At 71.0% G+C, this 12,254-nt stretch carries 10 protein-coding genes; 6 read left to right on the top strand and 4 right to left on the bottom strand.

From position 1 onward, the window contains the following. Window positions 1–65: 65 nt before the first annotated feature. The 3 genes from ACIDOF_RS28715 to ACIDOF_RS28705 form a co-directional block, all read right to left on the bottom strand. On the bottom strand, window positions 66–1,277 hold the full coding sequence (locus tag ACIDOF_RS28715; protein ID WP_409009043.1) for a pyridoxal phosphate-dependent aminotransferase: 1,212 nt from the start codon (window positions 1,275–1,277) through the stop codon (window positions 66–68). Window positions 1,278–1,585: 308 nt separating this feature from the next. Next, window positions 1,586–3,196: an N-acyl-D-amino-acid deacylase family protein gene (locus ACIDOF_RS28710; RefSeq protein ID WP_409009042.1), complete on the bottom strand. Its 1,611-nt coding sequence runs from the start codon at window positions 3,194–3,196 to the stop codon at window positions 1,586–1,588. Between the two features lie 203 nt (window positions 3,197–3,399). Beyond that, window positions 3,400–4,710, bottom strand: a complete 1,311-nt coding sequence (locus ACIDOF_RS28705; protein WP_409009041.1) for an amino acid deaminase — start codon at window positions 4,708–4,710, stop codon at window positions 3,400–3,402. A 160-nt stretch (window positions 4,711–4,870) separates the two neighbouring features. Between ACIDOF_RS28705 and ACIDOF_RS28700 the strand changes: the two genes are divergently transcribed. The 5 genes from ACIDOF_RS28700 to ACIDOF_RS28680 all read left to right on the top strand — a co-directional run bounded on the left by ACIDOF_RS28700 (window position 4,871) and on the right by ACIDOF_RS28680 (window position 9,238). Next, complete coding sequence (locus ACIDOF_RS28700) at window positions 4,871–5,947, top strand: sugar kinase (RefSeq protein WP_409009040.1); 1,077 nt, start codon at window positions 4,871–4,873, stop codon at window positions 5,945–5,947. Then, window positions 5,944–6,699, top strand: a complete 756-nt coding sequence (locus tag ACIDOF_RS28695; protein WP_409009039.1) for an IclR family transcriptional regulator — start codon at window positions 5,944–5,946, stop codon at window positions 6,697–6,699. Before ACIDOF_RS28700 ends, ACIDOF_RS28695 begins: the two co-directional genes overlap by 4 nt. A gap of 71 nt (window positions 6,700–6,770) precedes the next feature. Continuing rightward, the gene (locus ACIDOF_RS28690) at window positions 6,771–7,181 is read left to right on the top strand and encodes a RidA family protein (protein ID WP_409009038.1); all 411 of its coding nucleotides are present in this window, start codon (window positions 6,771–6,773) and stop codon (window positions 7,179–7,181) included. 135 nt (window positions 7,182–7,316) lie between these two features. After that, window positions 7,317–8,801 (top strand): GntP family permease, encoded by a 1,485-nt coding sequence (locus tag ACIDOF_RS28685; RefSeq protein WP_409009037.1) that lies wholly within the window; start codon window positions 7,317–7,319, stop codon window positions 8,799–8,801. 89 nt (window positions 8,802–8,890) lie between these two features. After that, complete coding sequence (locus ACIDOF_RS28680) at window positions 8,891–9,238, top strand: hypothetical protein (RefSeq protein ID WP_409009036.1); 348 nt, start codon at window positions 8,891–8,893, stop codon at window positions 9,236–9,238. Between the two features lie 12 nt (window positions 9,239–9,250). On the opposite strand, the gene ACIDOF_RS28675 is transcribed toward ACIDOF_RS28680, so the two are convergent. Further along, window positions 9,251–10,597: a M14 family metallopeptidase gene (locus ACIDOF_RS28675; RefSeq protein WP_409009035.1), complete on the bottom strand. Its 1,347-nt coding sequence runs from the start codon at window positions 10,595–10,597 to the stop codon at window positions 9,251–9,253. A gap of 220 nt (window positions 10,598–10,817) precedes the next feature. Here ACIDOF_RS28675 and ACIDOF_RS28670 point away from each other — a divergent pair, with 220 nt between their 5' ends. Beyond that, window positions 10,818–12,116, top strand: a complete 1,299-nt coding sequence (locus ACIDOF_RS28670; RefSeq protein WP_409009034.1) for an Nramp family divalent metal transporter — start codon at window positions 10,818–10,820, stop codon at window positions 12,114–12,116. Window positions 12,117–12,254 lie beyond the last annotated feature (138 nt).

Raw genomic sequence — 12,254 nt, 5'->3', positions numbered from 1 at the left:
ACGTTTTCAGGAAGCCATCCTAGCTTAGATTCAATCTAAAGTTGAGCCGAGTGCGAAGAAGCAGGTCAGGGCTGCCCGTACCCGTCCAGGAAGCGGCCGATACGGGTCACCGCGTCCGCGAGGTCGGAGGCCTGGGGCAGGGTGACGATGCGGAAGTGGTCGGGCTCGGGCCAGTTGAAGCCGGTGCCGTGGACGACCATGATCTTCTCGGCGCGCAGCAGGTCGAGGACCATCTGCCGGTCGTCCTTGACCTTGAAGACCTTCGGGTCGAGGCGCGGGAACAGATACAGCGCGCCCTTGGGCTTCACACAGGTCACGCCGGGGATCTGGGTGAGCAGCTCGTACGCGGTGTCGCGCTGTTCGAGCAGCCGGCCGCCCGGCAGGACGAGATCGTCGATCGACTGCCGGCCCGTGAGCGCCGCCACCACGCCGTGCTGCGCCGGCATGTTCGCGCACAGCCGCATGTTGGCCAGGATCGTCAGGCCCTCGATGTACGACTCGGCGTGCGCGCGGGGGCCCGAGATCACCATCCACCCCGTCCGGTAACCGGCCACGCGGTACGCCTTCGACATGCCGTTGAAGGTCAGCGTGAGCAGGTCGGGCGCGAGGGCGGCGGTCGGGGTGTGGGTGGCGCCGTCGTAGAGGATCTTGTCGTAGATCTCGTCCGAGCAGACCAGGAGGTTGTGGCGGCGGGCGATGTCGGTGAGGCCGCGCAGGACCTCGTCGCTGTAGACCGCGCCTGTTGGGTTGTTCGGGTTGATGATCACGATCGCCTTGGTGCGGTCGGTGACCTTCCGCTCCACGTCGGCGAGATCGGGCATCCAGTCGGACTGCTCGTCGCAGCGGTAGTGCACGGCGGTGCCGCCGGAGAGGGAGACGGCGGCGGTCCACAGCGGGTAGTCCGGGGCCGGTACGAGGACCTCGTCGCCGTCGTCGAGCAGGGCCTGCATGGCCATCACGATCAGCTCGGAGACGCCGTTGCCGATGTAGACGTGCTCGACGTCCGACTCCACGCCGAGGGTCTGGTAGTGCATGACGACCGCGCGGCGGGCCGCGAGCAGGCCCTTCGCGTCGCCGTAGCCGTGGGCCGAGCCGACGTTGCGCAGGACGTCCTCAAGGATCTCCGGCGGGCAGTCGAAGCCGAATGCCGCGGGGTTGCCGGTGTTGAGCTTGAGGATGCGGTGGCCTGCTGCTTCGAGCCGCATGGCCTCCTCGAGAACCGGGCCCCGGATCTCGTAGCAGACGTTCGAGAGCTTCGTCGACTGGATCAGCTGCATGCGGCAACTTTACGAGGGTGTTTCGGGGCGGTGCCTGGTGTTTACGGCCACGTGGGGGCGGGGCGGGCGGGCTCGGGGGCGGTGGGCGGAAGGGGGCCTTCCATCGCATGGTCAGGGTGGGGGGAGGCAGGGGGATTGCTGGTGGGTGAGGGTGTGGGCCTGCGAACCGGGGAGCGCGCCGAACCAAGTGATTTACCCCACCCCGCCCCTTCCCGTAAGCCTCCGGCGGTGTTCGTTCGGCTTTCCCGTCGTCGTGGTCGGTCGCGCAGTTCCCCGCGCCCCTGGTGGGGCGCGGGCGACGGGGAACGTCAGGGCGTGCGGCGGATTGAGCGGCCGGCCAGGATGTCCGTGCGCTTGCCGTCCTGGATGACGAAGTGGCCGTCGATCAGGACGTGCGGGATGCCGACCGGGAGGGTGCGGGGGGCTTCGAAGGTGGAGCCCGCGGCGACCGTGGTCGGGTCGAAGAGAACCAGGTCGGCGCGGTAGCCCTCGCGGACCAGGCCGCGGTCGGTCAGGCGGAGCCGGGCGGCGGGGCGGGAGGTGAGGTGGGCGACGGTCTCCTCCAGGCCGAGGACGCCGAGCTCGCGCGCGTACCGGCCGAGGTACTGCGGGAACGTCCCGTACGCCCGCGGGTGCGGCTTGAAGCCCTGCAGGATGCCGTCCGAACCGCCGGTGTGCACCCGGTGCTTCATGATCGCCTGCACGTTCTCCTCGTGCCCGACGTGCTGGAGGATCGTCGAGCCGAGCCGGTCGTTGATCAGCAGGCGGCGGGCCGTGATCCAGGGGGCCTCGCCGCGCTGGGCGGCGGACTGGGCGATCGTCTTGCCGACGCAGGACGCGAGGCCCGGGTCGGAGACGCCGGAGATCTCGATCGTGTCCCACTCGATGGGCACGCCGTGGCAGCCGTCGGCGCCGATCTCCTCCATGTGGTGGCGGATCTTCTCCGCCGTCTCGTCGTCCTGCAGCCGCGCCAGGATCGCGTCCGGCCCGCCCTCGCTCGCCCAGCTCGGCAGCATCGCGACGAGCGTGGTGCAGCCGGGGGTGTACGGGTACGTGTCGAGGCTGATGTCGGCGCCGCCGTCGAGGGCGTCGTCGATGAGGGCGAGCAGCTCGGGGGCCTTGCCCTTGTTCACGCCGAAGTTCATCGTCGCGTGCGCCAGGTGCAGCGCGCAGTCCGCGTCCCGGGTCAGGTCCACCATCTCGCGGTACGCGTCCAGGGCGCCCGCGCCGTACGAGCGGTGGTGCGGGCAGTAGTAGCCGTCGTACCGCGCGACGACCCGGCACAGTTCGGCCAGCTCGGAGTCCTTGGCGTACATGCCGGGGGTGTAGGTCAGGCCCGAGGACATGCCGACGGCGCCCTGCTCCATGCCCTCGGCGACCAACTGCCGCATCCTCGCCAGCTCTTCGGCCGTGGCGGGGCGGTCGTCCCAGCCGACGGCGTACATCCGGACGGTGCCCTGCGGGATCAGGTACGCGGCGTTCACGGCGATGCCGCGGCCGCCGTGGGCGTGGTCGAGGGCGTCGAGGTAGCCGCCGACGGTGCGCCAGGAGAAGTCGATGTCGGAGCCGTCGCCGTTCCAGCCGGTGATGGCCTGGCGGACCTGGGCGAGGGTGCGGTCGTCGACGGGCGCATAGCTGAGGCCGTCCTGGCCGATGACTTCGAGGGTCACGCCCTGGGCGGCCTTCGCGCTGTGGTCCGGGTCGCGGAGGAGGGCGAGGTCGCTGTGGGCGTGCATGTCGATGAAGCCGGGGGAGAGGGCGAGGCCGTCGGCATCGACGGTGCGCTTCCCGGAGGGGCGCGGGCCCTCGCCCTCCCGCTGGATCTCGGCGATCCGGCCGTTGGCGATGGCTACGTCCGCGCGGTACGAGGCGTCGCCCGTGCCGTCGATGACGCGGGCGTCGCGGATGACCAGGTCCATGGGGGTGCCTCTCTGTTGCGTTCGGCTTTCCCGTCGTGGCTGGGCGCGCAGTTCCCCGCGCCCCTTTTTCGGGGCTTCGCCCCGCCCCGACAGGGGCGCGGGGAACTGCGCGGGCGACCACGGCGGCGCCGCAGCCGAGCAACCAGCCGGGGTAGGAGGGGGCGTGAGGGTGCGCCCCTGTGTTCAAGGGCGGGTGGGTGGGCTCAGAAGTACGTGCGGATGTAGTCCGTGACCGTGCCGTCCGCCGTGACCAGCGGGATCAGCTGCCACTTGTCGAAGGACGTGCAGGGGTGCGAGAGGCCCATGCCGAGCCAGTCGCCCACCTCCAGGTCCGCCTCCGGCGTCGTACGCAGCCAGCCGTGCTGGTCGGAGAGCCCGGTCACCGTGACCCCGGCGGCCTCCCTCAGCTCCCCGGAGCGCGCGTCCCGCACCACCTGCGCCTCGGGCAGGTCCAGGTCGTACGCCGCGTCCCGCTTGCCGGCGTTGACGAAGGCCTGCTCGGGGTTGGGCCGGGACACGACCTGGGCCCAGAGGCGGAAGGCGGGCTGGAGGGAGCCCTCGTCGGGGACGCGGTTGAACGGTGTGAGGTGGCGGTAGTGGCCGTCGTCGTGGGAGACGTACGCGCCCGAGCGGAGCAGCTTCAGGACCGGCGCGGACAGCGGCGGGATCTCGGCGAAGACGTCGGCGACCGCGTCGAACCAGGCGCTGCCGCCCGCGCTGACCACGATCTCGTCGAGCCCGGCGAAGCGGCCCGCCTTGTCGAAGTCCGCGGCGAGCGCGACGAGCCGGCGCAGCCAGGCGCGGACCCGGTCGGAGTCGGCCTGCGGCACCTCGCCCTCGTACCCGGCGACGCCGACGAGCCGCAGCGTGCCGACGCCCGCCACCGCGTCCGCGACGGCCGCGCACTCGGCCTCGGTGCGCACGCCGGTACGGGCCGTGTCGCCCGCGCCCAGCTCCACCACGACGTCGACGGGCCGGGCGGCGCCGGCAGCGCGGAGGGCCGCGTCCATCAGCTCGACGCCGCGTACGGAGTCCACGTAGCAGACGAAGCGGAACTCGGGGTCCGCGTCCAGCTCGGCGGCCAGCCAGCGCAGGGCGGCGGCGTCGACGAGCTCGTTGGCGAGGAAGACCCGGCGGGTGCCGTGCGCGCGGGCGACGCGGACCTGGTGCGGGACGGCGAGCGTGATGCCCCAGGCGCCGTGCTCCTCCTGGCGGGCGAAGAGCTCGGGGGCCATGGACGTCTTGCCGTGCGGGGCGAAGGCCAGGCCGTGGCGGGTCGCGTACGTCTCCATGAGGGCGAGGTTGTGCTCGACGCGCTCGGCGGAGAGGGCGAGGACGGGGGTGGTGAAGCCGTCCGTGAAGAGGTTGCGGCGCTGCGCGGCGAGCTCGCCGACGGTCAGCCCCTCGGCGTCCGGGGGCAGGCCCTTGAAGCGGAAGTCGACTCGCTCGTCGGCGAGTTGGGTCCGGGACGGGTGTCCCGCCGCGCGCTGTCCGACCGCGTTGTCGGCTGCCATAGGGGCCTCCTCAGGGCTGTCCGCAAGGGCTGGCTGCGACCGTTCGCCGCAGCTCGTTGCATTCTCTGCAATGGCCATTGCGCATTTCGCTTACTGCTGTCTAACATCCGAGCCAATACCGGGTCAATGGCGCCCGGACCGGCGTCGAAGGAGAACGAGCGTGCCCACCGCGAACGCGTCAGGACCCCTCCAGGGGGCGGATCACGTCGGCACCGACGTGGTCTGCCTCGGTGAGTCCATGGTCACGTTCCGGCCCTCCCGCCCCGGGCGGCTCGCCGACGTCCCCTCCTTCGAGCGCGGCATCGGCGGCGCCGAGTCCAACGTCGCCTGCGCGCTGGCCCTGGCCGGGCACACGACGCGCTGGGTCAGCCGGGTCGGCGCCGACGGGTTCGGCGAGCATCTGATCTCGGCGATCGGCTCGTGCGGAGTGGACGTCTCGGCGGTCGAGCGGGACCCGTCCCGGCCTACGGGGATCTACTTCCGTACGGCCGGAGAGCGGGCCACCCAGGTGGACGGGGAAGCCTCGGACGCCTCCGAAGTCGCCTACTACCGCGCCGGGTCCGCCGCCTCCGCCATGTCGCCCGCGACCGTCGACCCGGACTCCCTCGCCGACGGCGAGATCCTGCACCTGTCCGGCATCACCGCCGCCCTCTCCGCCGACTGCCTCGCCCTGATGCGGGAGTTGACCGCCCCGAGGCCCGGCCGGCCGCTCGTCTCCTTCGACGTGAACTACCGCGTCCACCTGTGGGCCGACCCCGCACAGGCCGGGCCCGTGCTGCTCGACCTGGCGCGCGGCAGCGACCTCGTGTTCGTCGGCGAGGACGAGGCCGAGGCCGCCTGGGGCGTCACCGGCGGGCCCGCCGCGATCCGCGCCGCGCTGCCCGAGCCCCGCACCCTCGTCGTCAAGCAGGGCGCCCAGGGCGCGACCGTGTTCACCGGCGCGGAGGCCACGTACGTGCCGTCCCTGAAGGTCGACGTCGTCGCCGCCGTCGGCGCCGGGGACGCGTTCGCCGCCGGGTTCCTCTCCGCCACCCTGCGCGGACTCGGCGACGCCGAACGGCTGCGGCACGGGCACCTGATGGCCGCCGCCGCCCTGCTCGTCCCCGGCGACCTCGCCGCGCCGCCCGCCCGCGCCGAGGCCGACCGGCTTGCCGCCCTCCCGGACGAGGCGTGGGGGACACTGCGCCTTGGCCCGGACACGATCCCGACCTGGGCCGGGGAGGTAGTCATCACATGAGCCAGACCGTCGACCGGGCGCTGAGCATCCTGCCGCTGCTCGCGGAGGGGCCCGCGGACCTGGGGCAGGTCGCCGAGCGGCTCGACGTGCACAAGTCGACCGCGCTGCGGCTCCTTCGCACCCTGCACGAGCACGGCCTCGTGTACCGCCAGTCCGACCAGCGCTACCGCCTGGGCGCCCGGCTGTTCGCCCTCGCCCAGGAGGCGGTGGAGAACCTCGACGTGCGCGAGATCGCCCACCCGCACCTGGTCGAGCTGAACGAACAGATCGGCCACACCGTCCACCTGGCCGTGTACGAGGAGAACGAGGTCCTCTACATCGACAAGGTGGAGAGCCGCTACCCGGTGCGGATGTACTCCCGCATCGGCAAGCCCGTCGCGATCACCGTCGCCGCCGTGGCCAAGCTGCTGCTCGCCGACCTGTCCGAGCCCGAGCGGCGCGCCGTCGCCGAGAAGCTCGACTACCCCATGTACACGCCCCGTTCGATCCCCAACGCCACGGCCTTCCTCAAGGAGCTCGCGGTCGTACGGGAACAGGGCTGGGCCACCGACCTCGGTGGCCACGAGGAGTCCATCAACTGCATCGGGGCCCCCATCCGCGGTGCGGACGGAAGGGTCGTCGCCGCCATGTCGGTCTCCGCGCCGAACGTCGTCGTCACCGCCGAGGAACTCCTCACGCTGCTGCCGCAGGTGCGCCGCACCGCGGACGCCATCAGCCGCGAGTACTCGGGCCACGCCCCCGCCCAGGCCTAGCCGCCTGGACCCGCGGACCCCGAGGCCCGCCTGCGACACCCGCACAACACCCCGTAGAAAGAAGAAGGTTCATGACCGAGAAGACCGCCCTCACGCCGGCCACCCACACCACCCCGCCCGCGAAGTTCTCGCACGGCGTCAAGAAGGGCAACATCCTGCAGGTCGCCGGCCAGGTCGGCTTCCTGCCCGCCGAGGAGGGCAAGGCCCCCACCCCGGCCGGCCCGACCCTGCGCGAGCAGACCCTGCAGACCTTCGCCAACGTCAAGGCGATCCTCGAAGAGGGCGGCGCGACCTGGGACGACGTGATGATGATGCGCGTCTACCTCACGGACGTGGACCACTTCGCCGAGATGAACCAGATCTACAACGAGTACTTCGAGTCGCAGGGCCTGGGGGCCCCCGCCTCGGCCCGCACCACCGTGTACGTCGGCCTGCCCAAGGGCCTCCTCATCGAGATCGACGCCCTCGCCGTCCTCGGCTGACCTCCCCGCAAGGCCCTCCGTGCCCTTAGAACCACCGCTCCACCAGGCCCACGGCACGGCGCTGCTTCCCCCGGGCGCGCCGTGCCGTGACCCCCCACACCCTCAATCCCCCGTTTGGACAATGGAGTTACTCCCATGCTGCCCACGCTGCTCGCCGCCGCCCCGCCCCCCGCCGAGGCGCCACCCCACACCGGTGGACTCCTCACGCTGATCGACGGCACCGCCGGACTGCTCACCGTCGCCGTCCTCGGCATCGCCCTGCTGCTCTTCCTGATCATCAAGGTCCGGCTGCAGCCCTTCGTCGCCCTGCTCGCCGTCTCCATCGCCGTGGGACTCTCGGCCGGCCTCTCCGTCACCGAACTCTTCGGCACCGTCCAGAAGTCCGACGCCGTCTCGATGATCGAGTCCGGCATGGGCGGCATCCTCGGCCACGTCGCGATCATCATCGGCCTGGGCACGATGCTCGGCGCGATACTCGAAGTCTCCGGCGGCGCCGAGGTGTTGAGCTCCCGCCTGCTCGGCCTGTTCGGCGAGAAGCGCGCCCCGCTCGCCATGGGAATGACCGGCCTGATCTTCGGCATCCCGGTCTTCTTCGACGTCGGCATCTTCGTCCTCGCGCCGATCGTCTACGCCGCCGCCAAGCGCTCCGGCAAGTCCATCCTGCTGTACGCGATGCCGCTGCTCGCCGGCCTCTCCATGACCCACGCGTTCCTGCCGCCGCACCCCGGGCCGGTCGCCGCCGCCGGACTGTTCAAGGTCTCGCTCGGCTGGATCATCATCATGGGCATCGTCTGCGGCATCCCCGCCGTCCTCGCCGCCTGGGCCTACTCGACCTGGATCGGCAAGCGCATCTTCGTGCCCGTGCCGCACGACATGCTGGAGGCCACCGAGGAGGCCAAGGCCGCCGTCGCCGCCGACCGCGCCGAGCACGGGGACACCAGCAAGGAGAAGCCGGTCGCGCTCTCCACCGTCTTCACCATCATCGGTACGCCGCTGATCCTGATCCTCGCCGCCACGTTCTCCTCGATCGCCCTGGAGGAGTCCACGCTCCGCTCGGTCATCGAGTTCTTCGGCCACCCCTTCGTGGCCCTGACCATCGCGCTGCTGCTCGCCTACTGGCTGCTCGGCCTGCGCCGCGGCTGGCACCGCAAGTCCCTGGAGCAGGTCTCCACCGCGTCCCTCAAGCCCGTCGGCAACATCCTGCTCGTCGTCGGCGCGGGCGGGGTCTTCGGCGCCGTCCTCAAGGGCTCCGGCATCGCGGACGCACTCGCCGACGCCTTCAACGGCATGGGCCTCCCGGTGATCGTGCTCGCCTACCTGATCTCCGTGGTGCTGCGCGTCGCGCAGGGTTCGGCGACCGTCGCGATCGTCGCCACCGCCGGCATCGTCGTCCCGCTGGTCGAGGGCGAGGGGTACTCGCAGGCCTTCCTCGCCCTGGTCATCATGGCGATCTCCGCCGGTTCGATCTTCGCCTCGCACGTCAACGACGGCGGCTTCTGGATCGTCGCCAAGTACTTCGGCATCTCCGAGCGGGACACGCTGAAGTCCTGGACCGTCCTGGAGTCGGTGCTGTCGGTCGCCGGCTTCGCGGTGGCGGCGCTCCTCAGCCTGCTCGTCTAGCGCACGCCGCAGCGCCCCCGACCCCCGAGGCGCCGGTGAGCTGTCCGCCCAGCTCACCGGCGCCTCGGTGCGGTGCGTACGATCGGCGCATGTCCTTCGGCCCGCCTCCGCCCGCCTACCCGCCCGGCCCTCCGCAGCAGCCCGTCCCGCCGCCGCAGGGCCCGGACTTCCTGGCCGCCGACAAGGGGCGGGCCGTCGTCGTGGACCCGGCCGGCGTCTGCTTCGAGAACTACGGGCACACCGCCGAGTTCGGCTGGCACGAGATCGGCAACGTCCACTTCACCGGCCACGGCACCTGTCTGCGGGTGGGCGTGACGCACGCGTCCGGGGCGTTCGTGGAGTGCATGGTCGACGCGAAGGGACCGGAGCGGCTCCACCAGTGGTTCGCGGAGCTCGCCCCGGTCCTCGGGTACTACCTCAACGGCCGTACGGGATAGGGGAATTCACCCTCAGGCCTTGCAGTACTGCTCCTCCTTGCCGATGGAGCGGTACATGCAGTCGGCGTTCTCCAGGAGCTGCAGCACCGCGTCCTTGTTGCGGCTGGTCTCCTTCTCGATCACCTCGTCGGGCGGGTAGAAGCCGCCGTCGCCCTGCGAGGACGGGTACATCTCGAACGTGTACGAGAAGATCTTCTGGTCGCCCCACAGCCAGTCGTCGATCGAGCCGTCCGTGACGTACAGATCGCTGGACTGCTGCGGCGTGTAGCCGTTGGACTCGGCCATCTTCTCGCCGATCGCCGCGTGCGCGTCCCGGTCGTCCTGGGTCAGGCCCTCGGCGGTGTCGTCCGTGGTGTAGCCGTACGGCCAGAGCACCAGCTCGCTGTAGGTGTGGAAGTCGATGGCCGCCTTGATCTGCTGCTTGCCGTCGACGACCCGGCCGCGCACGAAGTCCGCGACGACCTTCGTCTCCGGCGCCGACTCGGCCTTCGCCCCGCGGTACGTCTCCGAGCCCGGCTCGTCCGAGGAGCCGCCGCAGCAGCCCCACTTGTAGGCCCAGTTGCGGTTGAGGTCGGTGCCGGTGGCGGCGCCCTCGTTGGGCTGCCGGTTGAGGCGCCAGCTCTGGTACTCGCCGGTCTTGATGTCGTACTCGCCGCCGTCCGGGTTGACGTCCGGGACGATCCAGACCTCGCGCTCGTTCAGCATCTTCGTCACGCGGTCGTCGGACCCGTACCCGTCGCCGAAGGTCTTGACGAGATACAGCGCCATCTCGACGGTCAGGTGCTCGCGGGCGTGCTGGTGGTGCGTGAACAGCACCTCCGGCTCGGCCTCGTCCTCGGCGACCTTGTCGCTCACCTTGACCGCGATGATGTCCCGGCCCTCGTGGGACTTGCCGATGACCTTCTTGCTGATCAGGTCCGGGTGGGCCTTGATCTGCTCGTCGATCACCGCGTTCATCTCGTCGTAGGTGTGGTACTTGGCGTCCTCGGCCGGGAAGTCCTTCGGCTCGGCCGCCTTGCCGCCGAGGCGCTTCGGCGGTCCGGGCAGGGCCTTCAGCTCGTGGCCCTGGCCGCGCAGGAGTTCGGCCTGTGCGGCGGTCGCGGAGACCACCACGGAGTGGTCCCGGGCCTCGTCGACGGAGACGCCCGACGAGGCGATCCTCGTGCGGTCGGCGGCGGTCGACGGGCCGTGGATCTCGTACTGCCGGATCCGCTGGTCGTCGGAGGAGGCCGACGCGGCGGCCTTCGGGTTCGGGTCGTCGCCGGTGGGGGCGGCGTTGGCGGTGAGCGGGGCGGCGATCGCCACGGCTATCAGCGCAGCCACGGCGGCGCCGCGTTTGCTGCGTACGCGTAGACGCATGAGCTCTCCTGAAATGTGGGGGGTAGAGCTGAACTCGGTGTTCCTTGGGGGGTGGTGCTCAGCGGCTCATCCTTGGCCCCTGGCATGAGCGGGTCAAGAGGGTGGGTGGCGCGTCAAGGGCGTCCTCGGTCAAACCCCTTGTGCGAACAGCGGGTTCGCGCTTTGGTGACCACGATCACTGACGTACTCGGGGACGACCCCCGGACTTCGGGGAGGCGGCATGGCGGACACGACCGGCAACACCAGAGGCGGAGTGGAGGACATCGCGCAGCCGCGCAAGTCGAGTTGGGCGTACATCGGGCCCGGCATCGTCGTCGCCGCGACCGGCGTCGGCGCGGGCGACCTGGTGGCCACGCTGATCGCGGGCAGCAAGTTCGGATACACGCTGATGTGGGCCGCCGTCATCGGCTGCCTCGTGAAGATCTCCCTCGCGGAGGCCGCCGGACGCTGGCATCTCGCCACCGGCCGCACCCTGTTCGACGGCTGGCAGAGCCTCGGCCGCTGGACCACGGTCTACTTCGCGATCTACGTGGTCGTCTGGGGCTTCGTGTACGGCGCCACCGCCATGTCGTCGTCCGCGCTGCCGCTCGTCGCGCTCTTCCCGGACGGGCCCGACCTGAAGGTGTGGGCCGTCGCGATGGGCCTGGTCGGCCTGGTCTTCGTCTGGTTCAACAAGTACGCCGTGTTCGAGAAGGCCATGACGGTCCTGATCGGCGTGATGTTCGTGGTCGTCGTGTACGTGGCGATCCGGGTCACGCCGAACGTCGGCGAGGCCTTCGCGGGCCTGGTCCCCGTGCTCCCCGACGGCTCGCTGCTCTACACGCTCGGCCTGATCGGCGGCGTCGGCGGCACCATCACGATGGCCGCGTACGGGTACTGGGTGAACGCCAAGGGCTGGACCGACACCGGCTGGATGAAGGTGATGCGGCTCGACAACCGGGTCGCGTACGTCACGACCGGTGTCTTCGTCGTCGCGATGCTGATCGTCGGCGCGGAGCTCCTGCACACCACCGGGCTCGCCCTCACCCAGGGCGACAAGGGCCTGGTCGACCTGGGCATGATCCTGGAGGAGCGGTACGGGCCCGCCACGGCCAAGCTGTTCCTCGTCGGCTTCTTCGCCACGTCGTTCTCGTCCCTGATCGGCGTCTGGCACGGCGTCAGCCTGATGTTCGCCGACTTCGTGGGGCGGCTGCGGGGCGGATCGGGCGACGGTGCGGTGGCCGAGGTCGCGGCGGGGGAGCGGGAGCGGTCGGGGGCGTTCCGCGGTTATCTGCTGTGGCTGACGTTCCCGCCGATGGCGCTGCTGTGGCTGGACCAGCCGTTCGGGCTCGTGATCGTGTACGGCGTGCTCGGGGCGTTCTTCATGCCGTTCCTCGCGCTGACCCTGATCTGGCTCCTCAACTCGTCGCGGACGCCGAGGGAGTGGCGGAACGGGTGGGTCAGCAACGGGATGCTGGCGGCGGCGGGGTTGCTGTTCGTCGTCCTGTGCATCCAGCAGGTACGCGAACTCCCCTGGTGACCCCAGGGGGCTCCGCCCCCGGCCCCCCCGCTCCTCAATCGCCGGAGGGGCTCCATCCCGGTCGTCGTTCGTCTGCGGCGCCGTCGTGGCTGGTCGCGCAGTTCCCCGCGCCCCCAGAACCCCGCCCCTCCGGCGCCG

Source organism: Streptomyces sp. Da 82-17 (genome assembly GCF_046098215.1).
Taxonomy (GTDB): domain Bacteria; phylum Actinomycetota; class Actinomycetes; order Streptomycetales; family Streptomycetaceae; genus Streptomyces.
This window is presented reverse-complemented; position numbering and strand designations above follow the sequence as displayed.